Origin of the sequence: Spiroplasma endosymbiont of Panorpa germanica (assembly GCF_964019765.1) — a bacterium.
In the GTDB taxonomy this organism is placed as follows: Bacteria; Bacillota_I; Bacilli_A; order Mycoplasmatales; family Mycoplasmataceae; genus Spiroplasma_B.
On record NZ_OZ026461.1, the window covers coordinates 700888 to 719913 of the forward strand.

Annotated in this window: 19 protein-coding genes and 1 tRNA gene; 3 read left to right on the forward strand and 17 right to left on the reverse strand. The window is 30.3% G+C overall.

The annotated features are described in order from the left end of the window. Positions 1-24: 24 nt before the first annotated feature. From AACK87_RS03190 to AACK87_RS03210, 5 genes are all read right to left on the reverse strand, one after another. The gene (locus AACK87_RS03190) at positions 25-2982 is read right to left on the reverse strand and encodes an AAA family ATPase (protein WP_338971481.1); all 2958 of its coding nucleotides are present in this window, start codon (positions 2980-2982) and stop codon (positions 25-27) included. 152 nt (positions 2983-3134) lie between these two features. Beyond that, positions 3135-3818 carry a ribonuclease III gene (gene rnc / locus AACK87_RS03195; protein WP_338971483.1) on the reverse strand — a complete coding sequence of 228 codons (684 nt, stop codon included), beginning with the start codon at positions 3816-3818 and terminating at the stop codon, positions 3135-3137. 3 nt (positions 3819-3821) lie between these two features. After that, positions 3822-4841 carry a phosphate acyltransferase PlsX gene (gene plsX, locus AACK87_RS03200; RefSeq protein ID WP_338971486.1) on the reverse strand — a complete coding sequence of 340 codons (1020 nt, stop codon included), beginning with the start codon at positions 4839-4841 and terminating at the stop codon, positions 3822-3824. A gap of 108 nt (positions 4842-4949) precedes the next feature. Continuing rightward, a complete protein-coding gene (locus AACK87_RS03205) occupies positions 4950-6593 on the reverse strand; it encodes a DAK2 domain-containing protein (protein WP_338971489.1) in 1644 nt (547 codons plus the stop codon). 64 nt (positions 6594-6657) lie between these two features. Beyond that, the gene (locus tag AACK87_RS03210; RefSeq protein WP_338971492.1) at positions 6658-6975 is read right to left on the reverse strand and encodes an Asp23/Gls24 family envelope stress response protein; all 318 of its coding nucleotides are present in this window, start codon (positions 6973-6975) and stop codon (positions 6658-6660) included. Positions 6976-7136: 161 nt separating this feature from the next. Here AACK87_RS03210 and rpmB point away from each other — a divergent pair, with 161 nt between their 5' ends. Both rpmB and AACK87_RS03220 read left to right on the forward strand, forming a co-directional pair. Continuing rightward, on the forward strand, positions 7137-7334 hold the full coding sequence (rpmB, locus tag AACK87_RS03215) for a 50S ribosomal protein L28 (RefSeq protein ID WP_115558247.1): 198 nt from the start codon (positions 7137-7139) through the stop codon (positions 7332-7334). Positions 7335-7405: 71 nt separating this feature from the next. After that, positions 7406-7490, forward strand: a tRNA-Leu gene (locus AACK87_RS03220). Between the two features lie 37 nt (positions 7491-7527). Here the strand turns inward: AACK87_RS03220 and AACK87_RS03225 are convergent. The 10 genes from AACK87_RS03225 to rsmD form a co-directional block, all read right to left on the reverse strand. Then, positions 7528-8148 carry a thiamine diphosphokinase gene (locus tag AACK87_RS03225; RefSeq protein WP_338971496.1) on the reverse strand — a complete coding sequence of 207 codons (621 nt, stop codon included), beginning with the start codon at positions 8146-8148 and terminating at the stop codon, positions 7528-7530. Beyond that, positions 8138-8812 carry a ribulose-phosphate 3-epimerase gene (rpe, locus tag AACK87_RS03230; RefSeq protein ID WP_338971499.1) on the reverse strand — a complete coding sequence of 225 codons (675 nt, stop codon included), beginning with the start codon at positions 8810-8812 and terminating at the stop codon, positions 8138-8140. Before rpe ends, AACK87_RS03225 begins: the two co-directional genes overlap by 11 nt. Next, on the reverse strand, positions 8812-9705 hold the full coding sequence (gene rsgA / locus AACK87_RS03235; RefSeq protein ID WP_338971502.1) for a ribosome small subunit-dependent GTPase A: 894 nt from the start codon (positions 9703-9705) through the stop codon (positions 8812-8814). The genes rpe and rsgA overlap by 1 nt, the downstream gene beginning before the upstream one ends. An 84-nt stretch (positions 9706-9789) precedes the next feature. Further along, positions 9790-10815 (reverse strand): serine/threonine-protein kinase, encoded by a 1026-nt coding sequence (locus AACK87_RS03240; RefSeq protein WP_338971504.1) that lies wholly within the window; start codon positions 10813-10815, stop codon positions 9790-9792. A gap of 32 nt (positions 10816-10847) precedes the next feature. Continuing rightward, the gene (locus AACK87_RS03245) at positions 10848-11606 is read right to left on the reverse strand and encodes a PP2C family protein-serine/threonine phosphatase (protein ID WP_338971507.1); all 759 of its coding nucleotides are present in this window, start codon (positions 11604-11606) and stop codon (positions 10848-10850) included. Then, positions 11606-12661: a 23S rRNA (adenine(2503)-C(2))-methyltransferase RlmN gene (gene rlmN, locus AACK87_RS03250; RefSeq protein WP_338971510.1), complete on the reverse strand. Its 1056-nt coding sequence runs from the start codon at positions 12659-12661 to the stop codon at positions 11606-11608. Before rlmN ends, AACK87_RS03245 begins: the two co-directional genes overlap by 1 nt. Before the next feature lie 101 nt (positions 12662-12762). Next, positions 12763-14586 (reverse strand): hypothetical protein, encoded by a 1824-nt coding sequence (locus AACK87_RS03255; protein ID WP_338971513.1) that lies wholly within the window; start codon positions 14584-14586, stop codon positions 12763-12765. A 54-nt stretch (positions 14587-14640) separates the two neighbouring features. After that, complete coding sequence (rsmB, locus tag AACK87_RS03260; protein WP_338971515.1) at positions 14641-15915, reverse strand: 16S rRNA (cytosine(967)-C(5))-methyltransferase RsmB; 1275 nt, start codon at positions 15913-15915, stop codon at positions 14641-14643. 9 nt (positions 15916-15924) lie between these two features. Further along, entirely contained in the window at positions 15925-16818 is an 894-nt protein-coding gene (gene gmk / locus AACK87_RS03265) for a guanylate kinase (protein ID WP_338971518.1), read from the reverse strand. Next, the gene (gene rsmD, locus AACK87_RS03270) at positions 16819-17379 is read right to left on the reverse strand and encodes a 16S rRNA (guanine(966)-N(2))-methyltransferase RsmD (protein WP_338971520.1); all 561 of its coding nucleotides are present in this window, start codon (positions 17377-17379) and stop codon (positions 16819-16821) included. Positions 17380-17487: 108 nt separating this feature from the next. On the opposite strand from rsmD, the gene AACK87_RS03275 reads away from it, so the two are divergent. Further along, the gene (locus tag AACK87_RS03275; RefSeq protein ID WP_338971522.1) at positions 17488-18090 is read left to right on the forward strand and encodes a peptide deformylase; all 603 of its coding nucleotides are present in this window, start codon (positions 17488-17490) and stop codon (positions 18088-18090) included. Here the strand turns inward: AACK87_RS03275 and AACK87_RS03280 are convergent. Both AACK87_RS03280 and AACK87_RS03285 read right to left on the reverse strand, forming a co-directional pair. Continuing rightward, positions 18085-18621: a hypothetical protein gene (locus AACK87_RS03280; RefSeq protein WP_338971525.1), complete on the reverse strand. Its 537-nt coding sequence runs from the start codon at positions 18619-18621 to the stop codon at positions 18085-18087. The two genes, AACK87_RS03275 and AACK87_RS03280, sit on opposite strands and share 6 nt — an antisense overlap. Before the next feature lie 5 nt (positions 18622-18626). Next, a complete protein-coding gene (locus tag AACK87_RS03285; RefSeq protein ID WP_338971528.1) occupies positions 18627-18965 on the reverse strand; it encodes a hypothetical protein in 339 nt (112 codons plus the stop codon). Positions 18966-19026: the final 61 nt, after the last annotated feature.

Consider the following 19026-nt stretch of genomic DNA (forward strand, 5'->3'; position numbering starts at 1 on the left):
ATTACCTCCATGGGTTATTTAATTTTATTCTTCTTGATTAGTGATTAAATTTTTAGCCTCAACTAACTTAATTTGAACAATTTTAGTAATCCCTTTAGCTTCCATAGTTGCTCCAAATAAAACTTCACAATTTTCCATTGTCCCTGTTCTATGAGTTACAACAATAAATTGTGTATTGTTTGTAAATGATTTTAAGTACTTAGCAAATCTTTCCACGTTAGCTTGGTCTAACGGCGCTTCTACCTCATCTAATATTACCATTGGTATTGGACGTACTTTTAGAATTGAGAATAAAACCGATAGTGCAACCATTGATTTTTCTCCCCCAGAAAGCAAGTTAATATTATTTATTTTTTTACCTGGTGGATTAATTTTAATATCAATTCCTGAGTTTAAAAGATCTTCGGGATCTGTATAAATTATTTTAGCAGTTCCCCCTCCAAATAGAGTGGCAAAAGTTTCAGGCAATGCCAAGTTAACTTCGCTAATAACCTTTTTAAATTGGATAACCATTTGATTGTCCATGTTTAAAATAGCTTCTTGTAGGTTTTTAATACTCATTTGAACATCATTTGTTTCTTTTGAATAAAACTCATAACGATCATTTTCTTCCATAAAGGTTTCAATAGCATCAAGGTTTACATGACCTAGATTTTTTATCTCATTTGATAAGTCTAAAATTTGTCTTCTAGTGTCCTCTTCGTTGGTAATTTCAACTTGAATATTTTCACTAGCTGTTTCAAAAGTAATTCCGTAGTTTTGAACTAAACGATCTGAAGCTGAATTTAGTTTTTCACTAATTAAAGCAGCATCACGCTTTGATTCATATTCTTTTTCCTTTAAAGCACCTAAAAGTTTTCTCTTTTCATTGGCTGATTCATTTAGTGAATTTTGTCGCTCCAAAGATTTGTCTTTTAAAGAACGCGAAACATTTAACTTTTGTTGTAATTCTTCTTTTAAATTATCAGCATCAATAATTTCTTGAGTGATTTGTAGAATTTCTTCTTCTAAAGTCGACATTACACTATTTTGGTTTTCAATATCTTTACCAGTAATGATTCGATATTCCGACTTAGCGTCTTCAATGTCTTGGTTAAGAATTTCAATATTTTTACGAGATGCTCCGATAAAAGATAATTTTTGAGAAATCTCTTCACGTAATTTTTCTGAAGTTGATTTTAAGTTATTAATTGATTGAACAGTTTGATTTTGTTCTTCTCCTAGTTGTAATAACTTTTCTTCAATTTCTTTTATCATTGAAGCGTTGTTTAATGAAGTTATTTTAATTCTTCGAGAACCCCCAACGATTGCTCCGTTAGGTAAAATTCTTTCTCCATCCAAAGTTGAAATATGTAAACGGTAGTTAACCAACTTAGCCATTTCTCTAGCGGCATCAAAATTAGAAACCACAACACTAGTCCCTAAAATATAGTCAATTGCTTTTCTAAATTTATTATCGATTTTAACCAAATCACTGGCAAAACCTACAAATCCGTTAGCATTTTTAATTACAAATTTTTGATCATCTGCAATAAAGTTTGGTTTAATTGTGTCTAATGGTAAGAAGGTTGCATAACCAGCTTTGTTAACCTTTAAGAATCTAATGATTTCTTTTGCTGACTCACCTGAATCAATCACAATATTTTGTAGGGCTGCTTGAATTAGCGAACCAATTGCTTGTTCATGCATTTTTTCAACTGAAATTAAATCTTGAATTGTGCCATAAACTCCTGGCAGGTTATTTTTGTTATTTAAAACACTTTTTACTCCGTCAAATAAATCATCATTTGATGCTTGTTTTTGGCGAATTGATTCAAGCGATGATTCTAGTTTAGCAATCCCGCGATCAATTTGTCCTAGACCTTCGTTTTTAGCATCTAAATCTTTGGTAGTGCTTGAAAGTTGATTATTTAATTGTTCATTATCTAAGCTTAATTTTTCAAGTTTTGTTAATTCTGACTCTAAGTTCATTTTTAACTTTTTATTTTCGCTTAATAGTTGATCTGCTTTAAATTCTTCATTTCCTGTTGAAACGTTTTTTTGTTGATTTTCTAAAGCTAATTTTCTAACTTTTAAATTACCAATCTTTTCAATAATGCTTGTGAACTCATCGTTTAGTTTCACAATTTCTCTTTCACTTTTATAATTTTGCTTGGCTATTTGATTGAATTCGTTTTCTTCGCTTTCAGTTTTTTGCGCCAAGTCCAAAATGCTATTTTTTAATTCTAATTTTTGTTGATTTAAAGAAACTAATTTTTGTTCATAAATTTCAATATCCTTAACCAAAATTGCAATTTCAATGTTTTTTAGTTTTTCAAATTTTTCTTGATAAATTTTAGCCTTTTCTGATTGGTTTTTAAGATTAGGTAACTTTCTTTCAATTTCATTAATAATGTCATTTAGACGATCAAGATTTTCTTGAGTACGTGCTAATTTACGAATTGATTCTAATTTACGTTTTTTATATTTAGCAATCCCTGCTGCTTCATCGAATAATTCTCTTCTTTCATCAGGTTTTGATTCTACAAATTTATTAACAGTTCCCTGAGAAATAATAGCCAAACTAGACTTTGTTAATCCAGTTTCTAAAGCGATATCTTGAATATCTTTTAACCTAACACGATTCTTATTAATGAAAAATTCGCTCTCTTTTGAGATTCTAAAATAACGACGAGTAATTTCAATTTCGTTGTAATCTAAACTTGAAAACTTTCTATCTGAATTATTGAAAGTAAGGGTAACCTCGGCCATATTCAATGGGGCACGATTGGCACTACCAGAGAACACGATATCTTCCATATTATCACTTCGCAATGATTTTGAAGATTGTTCCCCTAAGCATCAACGAATCGCATCATTGATATTAGACTTACCCGATCCATTTGGACCTACAACACCAGTCATTTCATAGTCAAAATTTAGTGTAGTTGGCTCAGCAAATGATTTAAAACCAAATGCCTCAATTTTCTTTAAAAATAGCATATTCATCATCCTTTTGGTAATACCCGTTAATTAACTTTGATAATTATATATTATTTTTTGCTTCTATTAAAAAAATAATACATAATAATTTTTATTCAATATATAAAATAAAAACTATTTAAGAGAAGAAGTTTTCTTAAATAGTTTCTTAATTATTTTTTAAGTTTTAATAAACAGTCCTTAGCTGACATTTGTTCAGCTTCTTGTTTTGAGAATCCCTCTCCAACTCCATATTTTACATCTTCTAAATAAAGCGCAACTCGATAAATAGTTCGATTATGTGAGGTTTGTTTAGAGTCAATTACCTTATAAACTAAATCATGACGGTTTTCTGCTTGCAAGAGCTCTTGTAATTCTGATTTAAAATCAATGTTTTTTGCCATAAATCCAGGTTCGGAAATATATTTTAACATTGTTTGGTTAAGTCAATTATTCAAAACTTTCTCACCCTGATCTAAATAAATAGCTGCAGTAAACGATTCAAAGACATCCGCTAAAATACTGTTTTTTTCAAAACCTTTTGAATTTATTTCTCCAATTCCGAGGCGAATAATCTTACCTAAGTTAATACATCTAGATATTTCCGCTAAAGTTTCTTCTCTAACAGAATTACTTCGATATTTTGTTAAAACTCCCTCTTTTTCTGTGGGAAAGTTTTTAAAAAAATGCAGGCTGACATACATTTGCAGAATAGCGTCTCCTAGAAACTCTAAACGTTGATATGTATAACCCGCCCTTTTTTCATTTGCATAAGAATTATGCGTAATAGCTTCTTCATAAATTTTTATATTTATAGGAATTATGTTAAATTTTTTTAAAAATTCTTTAATTTCCATTGTCTAACTTCCTTTGAATTCCTTTAAAGATTTTCTTAATTTATTATCAACATCATTTTCAATTGCTTCATAAGTCATTCTTAGTGTTGCGTGAAATGAGCGTAAATCACTTGAACCGTGAGATTTAAAAGCTATTTTATTAATACCTAATAAAATGGCTCCAGCGTGATTTTTGTAATCAAATTTGCTAGCCACTTCTTTGAAAGCCGGTTTTAAGCTTAAAGCGGCGATTTTTCTAAAGAAACCTTTTGTTACAGCTTTCTTGATTTCTGAAAGTAATTTCTTACCCATTCCTTCGATTGATTTCAAAGCAATATTTCCAGTGAATCCATCAGTAACAATAATATCAACATCCCCTGAAATTATTTCACGAGGTTCAATATTACCACAAAAATTAATTTTTTTATTTTCTGACAGCAGTTTGTAGGTTTGCAGTTGCAAATCCTTACCTTTCGATTTTTCTTCACCGATGTTTAACAAAGCAACCGAGGGTTCTTTAATTCCTTTAGTTGATTGTAGGTATGCTGTTGCCATAATTGCAAAGTCGATTAGGTCTTCAGGATCATTTTCAACATTTGCTCCAACGTCTAATAATAAAACTACCTTGTCATTTATAACAGTTGGAATTGTTGGCATAAATCCTGGTCTCTTAACCCCTTCAAATTCTTTTAAAATAAAATGACATCCAGCGATGAAACTGGCAGTACTTCCTCCAGTTACTATTGCCCTTGCTTGATCTTTTTCAACCAATTCAATCGCTCTAGCCATTGATGAATCTTTTTTACGGCGTATTTCAAGAATTCCATCTGTCATATTAATAACTTCACTAGTTGGAAAAATTTCATAGCGAGATTCTAATTTCTTAGCTAATTTTTGTTTTTTTAATTCCCCTTCAATTTCAACCTCATTACCAACAAAAATAATTTTCAAGTCTGGTTTTTCGTTCAAAATTTTCATGGCAGCTCCAATTGCTGGTTGTACACCTAAATCAGATCCCATTACGTCAAATGCGATAGTTTTCATTTTGATTTTCCCTCTCGTATATTTCTAAATTGTTATTTAATAATTTTACTATTAAACTTTAAAAAATGTTAATAAAAAAACAAAAACAAGATTTATTCTTGTTTTTGCTTATTCAATTCCTATAATAAAGTCGTATATTTCTTGTCCACCTTCAACAATTTCATATTCAACATCAAAATTCTCATCTAAGAATTTTCTTAAGTCGTTAATGTCGTTGGTTGAAGCATCTAAACCAGTAAATATTGTTAGAATTTCAGTTTTGTTACTTATATTTTTGGCTAAAACCTTATCAAAGACTGATTTTATTGATGGTCCTGAGAAAACTATTTTCCCATCGATCATCCCCATTTTTTGCCCTTCTTTGATATTGATACCATCAACTAGAGAATCTCTAGCCGCTGTTGAAACTGATAAACTAATAACTTCCTTAATTACGCGGTTCAAGTTAGATTCGTTTTTTCTTGGAGTTTCACTTGGGTCGTAACTTAAGAAAGAAACCATTCCTTGAGGTATAGTCTTAGTTGGAATAACAAAAACTTTTGATTTTTTCTCGAGTTCTTTTGCTTGTTTTGCAGCCATAATAACGTTTGAATTATTTGGTAAGATAAACACAGTTTTAGCATCTACAATTTCGATGGCTTTCATAAAGTCTGTGGTTGAAGGGTTCATTTTTGAACCTCCATTTATAACATAATCCACATTTAATTCATTTTTAAAGTAATCAGCAATTCCATCAGATGGAACAACTGCAATTGTTGCAAATTCATTAACTAGATTTCTCTCATTTTTGATTTTGCTGTGATTGCTTTCTTTTTTAGCACCCTTAACTTGACGGTCTGCTTGAATACTCATATTATCAACCTTAATCGAGTTGAAATCACCAAATTGTTGCAAGAATGTTAGTACTTGACCTGGATTCAATGCGTGGGTATGAATTTTTAAAATATCTTCATCTTTTACTGCCACGATTGATGTATTACCATATTCTGAAAGTTGTTGACGAACGCTTTCAACTTTCATTTTAGTAATTCATTCACTTGTAAGCATAACAATAGCTTCAGTACAGTAACCAAATTCATCATCTTCGATATTAAGTGATAAATTTCCACCTTCATTAGTTTCTAGTTTTTTCTTACGAGCAATAACTTTTTCTTTAATTACAACATTTTGCATACCTTCAAAAAATTTGACAAGACCATAACCACCACTATCAACAACACCAACATCTTTTAAAGCTTGTAAAAGGTTGGGGGTATTATTTAAAGATATTGTAGCTGATTCAACAACAGTATTTCAAAAATCTTTGTCTGAAATATTATTATCCAATTTTTGGACTGCATCACTTGTTTCTCTTATTACTGTTAAAATTGTTCCTTCAACGGGTTTCATAACTGCTGAGTAGGCAACTTCTTTTGCTGAAACAAAACTTTTTTTTCATGTTTCAATGTTTAACTCTTCAGCATTTTCCATTCCCTTATAGAAGCCCTTCATAATTTGAGAGAAGATAACTCCTGAGTTACCTCTAGCTCCCATAATTAAACCCCTTGAAAATTTTTGCATTAATTCCCTAAAGTCGCTAAATTCAGTTTTATTTATTTCTGAATATGCATTTGATACAGTTAAATTCATATTAGTTCCAGTATCACCATCAGGCACTGGAAATACATTTAATTTGTCAATGTACGGATAATTGTTGTATAAATTGTTTGCTCCACTATTAATCATAGTTTTTAGCAGCTTTACATTTTTCATTCTATTCACCTTAATGTTTCTTTAAATTAAAAATATATTTCTTGAAATCGAAAATTAAAAGTTGTTATTTTGCCAAGGCATCAACAACAACATCAACATAATAACTATTTGTAAAGTTGGATAGTTTTTCCAACTCATACTTAACACGAATTTGGACTTCGTTTGCAACATCTTTTATGTTAACTCCATTTAATAGTATTATGTGGATTTTTAATCTATGTATTTTTTCGGTGATCGATACTTCAATAGCTTTATCAATTTCTTTAGTTCCTGAAACCAAACCACTTTCCTTGTCAACTTGTGCAAAAGACATTAGACCGGGAATTGTAATTACAGCTTCATTGATAACTTTCAAAGTCTCCTCATTCATCAAATTACTCATAAACTCACCACCAATTATACCAAAAAAAACGCAAAATGTAATTATTTAAACTTTCTTTTGATTTATAAATATATCTTACTACATTTTTTAAATAATTTAGTAAAAAATATTGTAATTATTTCTCATATCTTGTATTATATATTAGTCGTGAGGTGAAAATAATGGCGAGAAAAGATAGTTTGACAGGAAAAGGTCCACTTTCAGGGAATAAAAGATCACATGCTTTAAATGCAACTAGAAGAAAATGAAATCTTAACCTTCAAAAAGTAAAGGTTATGGATGAAAATGGAACTATGATTACATTAAAAGTTTCTGCTAGAACCTTAAGAACTTTAAAGAAAAATGAAAAATTAGTTTAAATAATAAAACCAACAAATGTTGGTTTTTTTTGACTTTAATTTAAAAAACTTGTTATAATTATTTAGGAATTGCCCTCTTGGCGGAATTGGTAGACGCAGCAGACTCAAAATCTGCCGAGGTAACTTGTATCGGTTCGACTCCGATAGAGGGCACCATTCAAAAAACAAAATCTTCTTTTTAAGAAGATTTTTTTTATTTAGTGAGGACCATAGCAATTTTATGATTATTAATAACCAACCCATCTTGGTAAGGAATAAAGCAGTTGGAAATAGCTTGTAAGCTATACGGCTCTAATTTAAGATTTTTAGCTTCATATTTTAATCCCTTAATTGATAAATCTGTTGATGTATCTGAGACAAAGGAAATATATGCATAATCTTGAAGATTTTCAAAAGATATTAAATTTTCACCAGGATTCAAGATTTCGATCAAACTTTTATCTGATAAAATTTCTACATTATACTTAAAAGCAAAATAAAGATTGGCCAAATTCATATCATGTCTTAAATTGGGATTTGAAACATAAATAATTTTGTTAAATCCTAAATCTCGAGCTTTTTTTATAGCAATTTCCCCATCAATAAAATCCTTTTCAGGATTCAAAATCTGGGTATTTAAAGCCTTTTCTTGGATTAATTTTAACTCACTCTCATCAACATGATCAAAATCAGAAATAGCTAAGTCAATTGTTATTTCTTTGGAAATTAAGTCTAAGCAACCTCTTTCGACCCCGATAAAATAACAATTTTGAAACACTTTAAAATCAAGTTTAGTTTCACAAGTAACAACTAGGGCAATTTCATTATTTTTCACTTTCAAGAATTTCCAATCTTTGTTTTATGTCAGCTTGACCAAAAAGATAACTTCCAGCAACCATGATATCAACACCAGCTTGCTTGACTAATTGAGCAGTTTCTCCGTTAATTCCCCCATCAACTTCAATGGTTAAGTTTAATTTATGTTGGTCAATTAAAATTCTCAATTGTGAAATATTTTCAACTGCTCTGTGATCAAATTTTTGACCTCCAAAACCAGGAAAAACACTCATTACCAAAACATTATCTAAAATTGGTAAATACTTTTCAATTTGAGATATTTTCTTATCTGGATTAATAGCTAAACTAGACTTAATCTTATTTCTCTGACAAATTTGCACAAATTCTCTAATTTGCTCATCTGATAAAGCTTCAAAATGCATAGTCATCATTTGAGGCTTACAATCAATAAATGGCTTCAAGAACTCTAGTAGATTTTTCTGCTTGTTTTTTATCATAAAATGAATATCAACATTTATATCAATATTGCTTTTAATATCTTCTAGAATCTTTGGTCCAAAAGTTAAATTAGGGACAAAATCAAAGTCCATTACATCATAGTGAATTCAATTAACTCCTAATTCTTTGATTCTGTTAAGATCTGTTTTTAAATCTCAAAAGTTTGCACTTAAAACACTTGGTGCGATAATATATTTTTTCATTAGTATTTTTTACCACCTTCTATAAGCTTGATTTCCTCAAGCATTTTTAAGTAATCTAAGTAAATAAATTCAGGAAATTGCAATTGACTCACCATTTCTCTAATAAAACATCCTGGAGCTGTTACAAGATGCAAGCAGTCCCGGAATTTACATTTTCCCAGATTTTGCTTAAAAAAGTTATAGCTTTGAGATAATTCCACAGCTGCAACCTCTTTCAACTCAAATGAAGAAAAACCTGGAGTATCAGCAATATAACCTCCATCAACTGGAAAAAGTTCGTTTTTAGTTGTTGTATGTTTCCCTCGGTTTAAAGCTTTTGAAATTTCTTGGGTTTTTTCAGTAAGTCCTGGAATTAAATGATTCAAGGTTGTTGACTTGCCAGCTCCTGTTTGACCTGTAAATACTGAAATCTTATCTTTAAAAATAGTTTTAAATTTATTTCATTCTTGATCGCCCTTAATTTTATTGTTAATTAAAAATACTTCATAACCAATCTTCTCATAACTTCTAATTTGTTCAATAACTAAACTATCTGAATCAATTAAATCAGTTTTGGTAAATGCTAAAATCGGCTTAATTTCTGCGATTTCAATAAAAGCTAAATACTTATTGAGAATATAGCTGGCAAATGTCGGATTTGCCACAGATGTGATGATTACAACTTGATCAATATTTGCAATTCTTGGTCGATGGAGCTCGTTCTTACGTTTTTTAAATCCAACGATTGACCCCTTGAGATTAATTTCGTCAAGAATTTCAAATTCAGCTAAATCACCTACTGTTAGTTTTAATTTTTGATGCCTTAAAATACCAATGGCTTTACATTCATAAATTTTGTCTTCATTTAAAACATAACAATATTCACTAACAATTTTTACAATTAAACCCTGCAAATCATTAACCTCGGCCTTCTTATAATATATTATAAATTGATTTTGTCCATATTTAAAAATAAAAAAAACTAATTAAAAATTAGTTTAAATGAGTGCGAATGTAATGATCAAAGCAATTAGTAGCGCTAAAATGGTTAGAATATAGAAAGTTAAAAATTGGGGTTTAAGGTACTTGGGTAAGCGATCATAATTATTACCAATCTTAATTACTTTTTTTGGCGATTTGTTAGTCTTTATTAAGACGTTACGATTAGATTTTCAAAGTTTGGTCTTATTGTCAGCTTCAGTTCCGATTTCCATTAAATGATCTCTAAACTCTGATATATTAGCCAAGCGGTCTCCGGGATTTTTTTCAATTGCTTGAAGAATTAAATTATTAAGTGATACAGGGATGTTGCTATTAATATTTATCGGAGGAGTTGGGATTTCTTTCACATGTTTGGCTGCTATTATTTCTGGGGTTTTTCCTAAAAATGGCGCTTGCCCTGTTGTTAATTCATAAAGCATAACTCCCAAAGAATACATATCACTTAAAGGGGTTGGTTTTTGGTGGGCTATTATTTCTGGGGGCATATATTTTGGGGTTCCAATTGCTTTAGAAGTTTCTTGACTTTCTTCATCCATCATAATTGAAATTCCAAAATCTCCTAGCTTAACCTGACCAGATTTTGTTAGCAAAACATTGTCTGGCTTAATATCACGGTGAATAATACCAATTTGGTGAGCTTCAATTAGAGCATTACAAATTTGAGAGAAGTTATGTTTAATTTCAGGCAATGTCATTGGTCCAAAATCTAAAAGTCGGTCTTTTAAGGTTCCCCCATTTATCAGTTCTAGAACAATAAATCAGTCTGCTCCATTTTGGATAACATCGTATAATTTTACAACATTGGGGTTTTGCCCCAGCTTTGCAAAGGCCTCTTTTTCGATATCAAAACGCATTTGTGCAGTATCTTTAACAACCATCGCCTCTGCAATAGCCTTAACTGCCACATGTTCCTTGGTGAAAACATCTTCAGCTTCAAAAACAGAAGCCATTCCACCCTTACCGATTGGTCTAACAACATTATAGCGTCCAGCAATTAGGTCGCCTTTTTTGTATTCCTTCATAAATCCTCCTTAAATTATAAAAAGTAGACCTACTATTCTACCTCTATTATTAGAATCGACAGATTATCTGTTGACATATTATCTTTGGCATCCTCAACAATTAAGTGAGCTTTTTCCTTCATTTTCTGTTTAGGATTCATTAAAGTGCTAACAACAATATCTTCGTCCATATAGTCATGAACTCCGTCAGTTGTTAAAATGTATATTCCTTGAGGTTCTTCAATAAAGTATGTATCTATTCTCAATGTTTTAGCTGGTCCTAGAGCACTTGTTAAAACCTTCCAGAAAGTAACTTCTGTTGCTTTATCATACATCCCACTCATTTGAATATCTTTTCTTTCAGCTTCAGGAGTTGAATTTCATAAGTTTTGGTCCTGAGAAACTTGAAACAATCTATTATCAACAACTTTATAAGTTCTTGAGTCCCCGACATTTATTACATATGCTGAGCCATTGGCAAATAAAATTGCTGTTAAAGTTGTTCCCATATCTTTTGTTGTTAAATCTTGATCTGCATAATCAATCATATCATTTAAAATATCAGTAACCGAATTTCTTAATCAACGGTTAATTTGGTTATTATCTAAACCTTCAAAGTTTTGTCCTTGGAATAATTTGGCAAATTTATCTACAGCCATTTTACTGGCTATTTCACCATGAGCGTGTCCACCCATTCCGTCACAAACTATTCCAAAAGCCTGACCTGCTGAATTTTCAAAGAAATCCAAATTATCTTGGTTCATTTTTCGATAGTTACCAATATCTGTTAGTTTTGCGTGTTTATATTTCATTATTTTAAAATCCCTTCTCTGATTGCGCGAAGTTGACCACAAGCGGCATCAATATCTGCTCCAAACTCTTTCCTTACGATGCAATTAATTTTCTTTGATTTCAATGCCTTGAAGAAGTTATCAATATTTGTTGATTTTCTAAAAGGATTCTCATGCACTTCGTTGTAAGGTATTAAGTTAACATAGGCGTTTTTACCTTTAATTAACGCTGCTAGTTGGTGAGCGTTTTCCACGGAGTCATTAACCTTATCTATTAAAATATACTCAAAAGTTATTCTTCGGTTTGTTTTCTCAATATAATAATCAACCGCTTCCATCAATTTAACTAGTGGGAATGCCTTATTAATTGGCATTATTTGATTTCTAATCTCATCATTTGGGGCGTGAAGCGAAATAGCTAGGTTAGCTTGCAGTTGTAAGTCAGCAAAAGCCTTAATTTTGGGTACTAATCCACAAGTCGAAACCGTTATATGTCTAGCACCAATTCCAAATGCTTTTGGGGAATTTAAAATATTAATAAAATCTAATGTATTTTCATAATTATCCAAAGGTTCTCCGATTCCCATTACCACAATATGGCTAACACGGTTTCTACCAGTTGTGTCGTTTGGATACTTATTTTTCAAGAAACGATTAACGTAGTAAACCTGGGCAATTATTTCATCAACCTCTAAATTTCTGATTTTTTTAATAATACCTGAGGCACAAAATGTACATCCCATATTGCATCCAACCTGAGTGGTCACACAAACTGATTGACCATAAGATTGAGGCATTAAAACGGTTTCAATGGACCTATTGTCACATAATTTAAATAAGAACTTAACAGTTCCATCGTTTGATTCTTGGCAAACCAGCTCCTCTAGTAAGTCAGTATTAAAGTTTTCAGATAAATACTTTCTCAAGTCAAGACTTAAGTTTGTCATCTTAGAAAAATCTAATTCATTTTTAGTATAAATTCATTCAAAAATTTGATCCGCATTAAATTTCTTGAACTTATTTTCAGCAAGTATATCTTGCAATTGTTTATTTGTGTATTTTAAAATATTATTCATTGCAAAAATTCTCCTAATTAATTATATCATAGTTGCATCATTAATATTTTCAAAACAAGGAGACAATGAAAATAAAATCCCATAAAAATGGGATTTTATTTCTACTCTTTATTTTTATTAGAGATTAATTTATCATTACTTTTCTTTTTAATAAACGATGATAGGTATCATACTATAGCAATCAAAGTAATAAATCCCAGAACAGCAGATGAAGCGATTATGATAATCATATTCAGACTTAGAGCATTATCGTTTTTATTTTCCTGTAATTTGGCAACAAATTTAAGTTCGTTTTCCCCTTTTAATAAATCAGATTTGCCTTTAACCTTAAATCTTAATTCAGAATTGTTCAAATCTTTCAAATTATTTTCCTTTATTTGTTCAACTGAAAAGTCATTAATCATTTTTATATTGTTATTGTTAAATTTTTCCCTAATTAATTTAGTTATTTTTTCAAACATCATTTCACTTGTAAGACCTCTAGGATCTATTATTATATCCTCGAATTTAACCGCACTAAGATCATGAGTTTTTAAAACATCAGTGTTTTGGACTTGTGAAGGGTTAACTGGTGACGGTATAGTTGGTGTGGGTTTTGGTATAGTTGGTGTGGGTTTTGGTATAGTTGGTGTGGGTTTTGGTATAGTTGGTGTGGGTTTTGGTATAGTTGGTGTGGGTTTTGGTTCCACTATTGATTCTTTTTTTTCAGAATCTAAGTTACCTTTTGCCAATGCTTCTAAATTTAATTCTTCTTTATTTTTATCAGGCTCAGTATTAGTATTTTCTAAAATTTGTGGGTTTTCCTCGTCTTCATTTGCATTAAAAATAACAAACGTGCCCTCTTCTACATTTTGTGAATATATGTCTGCAAAATACTGGTAGGATTTAGGCTCAGCAATTTTATAATCATTCAAACCCTTTATAAATGGTTTGAAATTTAAGTTGATTTTTATTTTAGCCTGGGTTTTATTTAAGATATGTTTTTGATCTATTCCCCTAAATATTCCTGTAAACTCCTGTTCCTTAATTCCCTTTGTAAAATACCGATCCAATATATCTACTTTATTTTCATTTTCTAGTAAATATTCACTTTTGATATTTAATTTTCGATTTAAGACTTCTTTAGCCCTTGATATGATAATTTCTCTAATTTTTTTATCGTTATTTAATGAAAATTGAACGTCAAAATTAATAATAATATCATCTAAGCTAATTTTAGCCAAATCATATGTCTTTTCTTTAACCTTGGGCGCTTCTTCCCAGACATATTCTATTCTAATATTTCTTATGCTGATTCCCGCCATTGATCTAGTATAAATTGTATTTCTTCAAGGATCTTTTCGCATTGATAGTTCTTCTTCTACATTTAATTTTATAGTGCCTCTGGCTTTAGATTGAGTGAATGTCAAAACCGAATTATACTTAACATTACTAAAAGGAGCCCCTTTAGTAACATCTTTAAGTACTAATCTTCTATTATTTAGTTGGCTCAAGTTAATAGATTCTGATCCGCTGGAGTTAGCTTTTTCAAAAGCACCATTTAGTTTAGTTAAATTTCAATCATTATAATATTCAAATTTTAAAAACTGCTTACTTGAATTTTTATTTCAGATTTCGTTTTTATCATAAGTAAAGTTAAAGTCCTTATTTTGAGAATCAACGGGATATGCTTTTTGAAAAAAGTTAGGTCTACCCACAACTTCTAATAACGGAATTGGTGTTCCAAACTTTGATATATAATAATTTTTGATACTTTGATTATCTTTTAATTTTCAATGTGACAAGCCTCTGCCCATTATTTGAGGTAGTTTACTAGTTTTTAATTGTGTATTTTTATTAATTATAACTGCACTTGAGGTGAAAAAACCGGCCATAGCAACCAAGATCAAAAAGACCTGGCAAATTATTACGTGAATTTTTTTCATTTCTTATTTCTCCTACTTATATTTCGCAGAAAAAAATAAGAAATCAAAAATTTCTTATTCTAATAACGTTTTTGTAATCTTGCAAATATAAAAGCCGTCGGTATTTTTTTCAAAACCAAAAATCTGAATTTCTTCCATAATTGTTACGTTCGAATTATTTTCTTGAAGAGCTTTGATTTGGTTTTGGTTTTCATCAATGTTAATTGTGCATGTTGAGTAAACCATTTCTCCTCCAGGTTTTAAAAGTTCAAAAGCTCTTTGAAGAAGCTTTTTTTGATTATCATAGAGACTTTGAAATTGTTCTTTTGAAAATGACTGTAATTTAATTTCAGGTTTTCTCTTCAGAACCCCAAAACCAGAACAAGGCGCATCTAAAACAACGTAATCATATTCATTTTCACCAGGAATTTTAGTAGCATCTTCGTTGATAATTTTGACATTTAAAACTCCAAGTCGTGTGAGATTCTCTTTTATTTTGTCGATTTTTTTTTCTGAAATTTCATATGCAGTTATTTCAGATTCATTATTTGTTAAAGCTCCTATATGGGTAAGTTTACCTCCCGGAGCAGAACACATATCCAAAATTTTGCTATTTGGTTTTGGACTTAGAACCTGACAAACCAAAGCTGAAGCTTCGTCTTGAATTGTTATTTGACCTTCCTTAAATAAATCCGAACTAATAACGCTTCTTTCTGATATTAGAGAATCTTGGCAAAGTTCAGAATATTTAAAATTATATTCATCATGGTAACGTTTAAAAATTTCTTCAATATCACCTTTAAGAGAATTAACTCGAACCGCTATCTTGGCTTTTTGTAAGGAGTTTTCAGCCACCTTAATAGCGACATCTAAACTATAGTCGCGAGAAATCTTCTTAAACAATCAGAAAGGAAAACTCAAACCTAAGGGTTTGATATTTTGTTTGTTTTTGATATTAATTTTGGTTAATTCTTTTTGTTCGGTGATAAATCTTTTTAAAACTCCATTTACAAGACCAGAATAGTTTTTACTAATTTCTTTTGTCAATTCCACCGACTCATTAACAATAGCGTAGTCAGGAATATTTTGTAAGTGGATTATTTGAAAAATGCTCATTCATAAAATAACTTGAATTTTTCTTGGGGTTTTATCTGGATTAATTAATTTGTTGGCAACATATTCAATAAAAATTTTATTTTTAATAGTTCCATAAACTAAAGTGTAAATAAATTGCTTATCAACTGAGCTAATATCCTTTGCCTTGCTAATCTTGGCTAACAAAACATTGGAGAATTGCTTAGAGATTAAAACCTCAAAAAGGATTTCTAGAGCTTTTTTACGACTGTTCATCTTATCCCTCTAATCTAATTTCGTTTGTTTTAAGCTAAAAAAGTCAACTTCTAGCATTAATTTTTCAATTTTTTTACTAATAAAGTCCTTATCCACAATACTATTTATAAAGCCGTGGGCTAAAACATCTTCGTAAATGCGATCACTTAATATCACAGTTAAGTGATTTAAGAAGTCAAAATCCTGGTTTTTTACCCTATGAGTTGAATCAACTTGTTCTAAAACATTAATTTTTCAATTTTCAACAAAATACAAGTAACGCATTGTCACTATTTCTTTAACAACATCGAATAAATATCAATAACGACTTTGACGCGCATCGCTTGAAAGTGCATTTTCCTTTTGAAGAACATCTTTGATTTTGTCAACCGCATTAACTAAGTTATCATTTTCGATGACATACTGATAATGTCATTTTAGCGGAATTTCTAACAATGCTTTATCCATTCGCTGTTTAATAATTTTTGAACTCTCTGTGCCACGTTTTTTAATTCTGTTTTTTAATTCTGTCAGACTTGGGGGCATTAGAAAAATTGATAGAATCTCTTTATTTTTATCTTTATCTAAAACTTGCATAGCACCTTTGACTTCAATTTCTAAAATGACATTTTTACCTGCTTGAATTTGTTCATAAACATAAGATTTAGGGGTTCCATAAAAATTACCAATGAATTCTGCATATTCAATAAAAGCATCTTTTTTGATTTGTTCTTCAAAGTATTCTCTGGTTACAAAAAAGTAATTAACCCCATCGACTTCACCTTCTCTTGGAGCTCTGGTGGTCATTGAAACTGAATATGTAAGATTTAAATTTTTGTCTTGGAACAATTCATTATTAACACTTCCCTTACCAACTCCGCTTGGACCAGATAAGATAATTATTCTACCAGGTTTATTTTTCATTTAATTATCCTCCAATCTGAATAGGTAAAAATGTTTATTCTTAAAATCTTTATACTTCAAGAGATTTAAATGCTTTATCTTATCTAAATCTAATTTTTCAGGAGCTTCAGTTAAGATAACTCCATTGATTGCTAAAATATTTTGGTGCGCAATTTTATCAAAAAACTCATAATAATAATTAATTTGGGGAAATGGTGGATCTAGATAAATTAAATCAACTTGTTTTTTATTTTCTCCCAAATAATCAAGGACCTTTTTAAAATCTCAATTAAAAATCTTAAATTCACTTTCACTAATATTTCGTAGATTTTTTTTAACTACCTCCAGGGCAGGTTTATGTCAATCATTAATATAGGCAAATTTAACTCCTCGACTTAAACCCTCAATAGATAAAGCTCCACTTCCAGCAAATAAATCCAAAGAAACTTTATCTTCATAAATAAATCAATTTGATAAAATGTTAAACATATCTTCTTTAACACGAGCACTGGTTGGTCGAGTATTTTGTCCCTCAAGGGCCACTAATTGTCTTCCTCGATATTTTCCACTGATAACTTTCATTTTGCACCTACTATTTCCTAATTATACTAAAATTAGTCTACTAAGACTATTTTTTATGCGATTAAAATGAAAATATTGCTATAATAAAAAAAGTAAGAGGTTGAGAAAATGGATATGACTTATAAAGAATTGCTACAAGCGGAGCGCCCTTCAAATCAATGGTTAGTTAAAGATGCCAAACCAGAAATCATTCGCGCGCAAAGCATGGATGTGCAATGACCACTGAGTTTGGAAAACCAAATAGTAATGAAAAAACTAATTGATTTTGTGAGAGTAAGTCAATGTAAAACCTTGAACCAGAAAACTAATGGTGATTATCTAAGACCCGCAGTTGGTTTAGCAGCACCCCAAATCGGTAGCAATACCAATATGTTCTTCGCTCGTTTTGAATGAGGAAAAGAGGAACCCGCTGAAGAGTTTGCTATTGTCAACGGAAAAATCACAGCTTCAAGTCCACAAATTGTAGCACTTGATGGTGGTGAAGGATGTTTAAGCGTTGATAGTGACCATAGTGGTATTGTTCCTCGCAGTTATAAAATTAGTGTTACTGGAATAGATTACTTTACTGGTGAAAAAATTGAACTTAATTTAAGGGGTTACAAATCAGTTGTCTTTCAACATGAACTACAACACAATCAAGGTAAGTTATATTATGATTTAATTAATAAAAGCGACCCTGAGTTTGTTGGTCAGGATTGAATACTGTTATAAAATTCTTTGAGCAAAAAGTGCTCATGAAGAAATTTCAATAATTCTTTGAGAAATTTTGATTAAGTTTTCGTCATTGGTAAAGGTCTTACTTTCAAATTGTTCATTATTGATATTTAATTGGTCAAACACAAGTTTAATGGTTTGGCTTTTTTTATTGACAGAAATAAGAACCTTGCAGGCTAAATTAATTAAAAAACCCTCATAAATTTTAGTTAAATCAGTTGTCTTGATATCTTTTTTAAATAACTCAAGTTCTTTTATAAAACCCTCCAGAAAAATATCAAAATCTGCTTGATTTTTTCTGATAAAAATTGGGGTAACAGCTGATTTACTTTTTATTATTGGTATGAAACTAAAATCCATTTGATCATTTAGAGAAACTATTAAAATTTCAATAATAGTTGCTAATTTGTTAGAAATAATTTGGTCAATTTTTTTACTCTTTAATTCTAAATATTCATTAATCAAAATCAAAAGTTTTTCATTTAATAAGCTATCAACTTGTTTAAATAATTCAGTTTTTCAAGACATTTATTTTACTCCATTCATTTTGAGTTTTCACCGCGACAGAAATTATTCAACTCCTCAGCCTGGTTTAGCAGTTTTTCACTTAAAACGTCGTTACCAAATTGTGTTTTAATAAAATGCATTTTAGTTTGATGTGGGTTTTTATTCGCTAAGGTTTTTTTACGATGATTTCTTTGTGACTCTAGTTTACGATCAACATTTCTAGTTCTTTTAACACGACTTAAAAAACGCGATGTTAAAAATCAAAGGACTAAACTGGTAAAAAGACCGCCTAAAATTCCTGAAAGCGTGTCCAAGGCGAACTGTTCTCATTGTGCTTGACTAACTAAAAGTACTAAAAATCCCATAATATTTCTCCATAATTGATTATAAACACTTTTAAGAAGGCAAATCAATTATTAATACAAT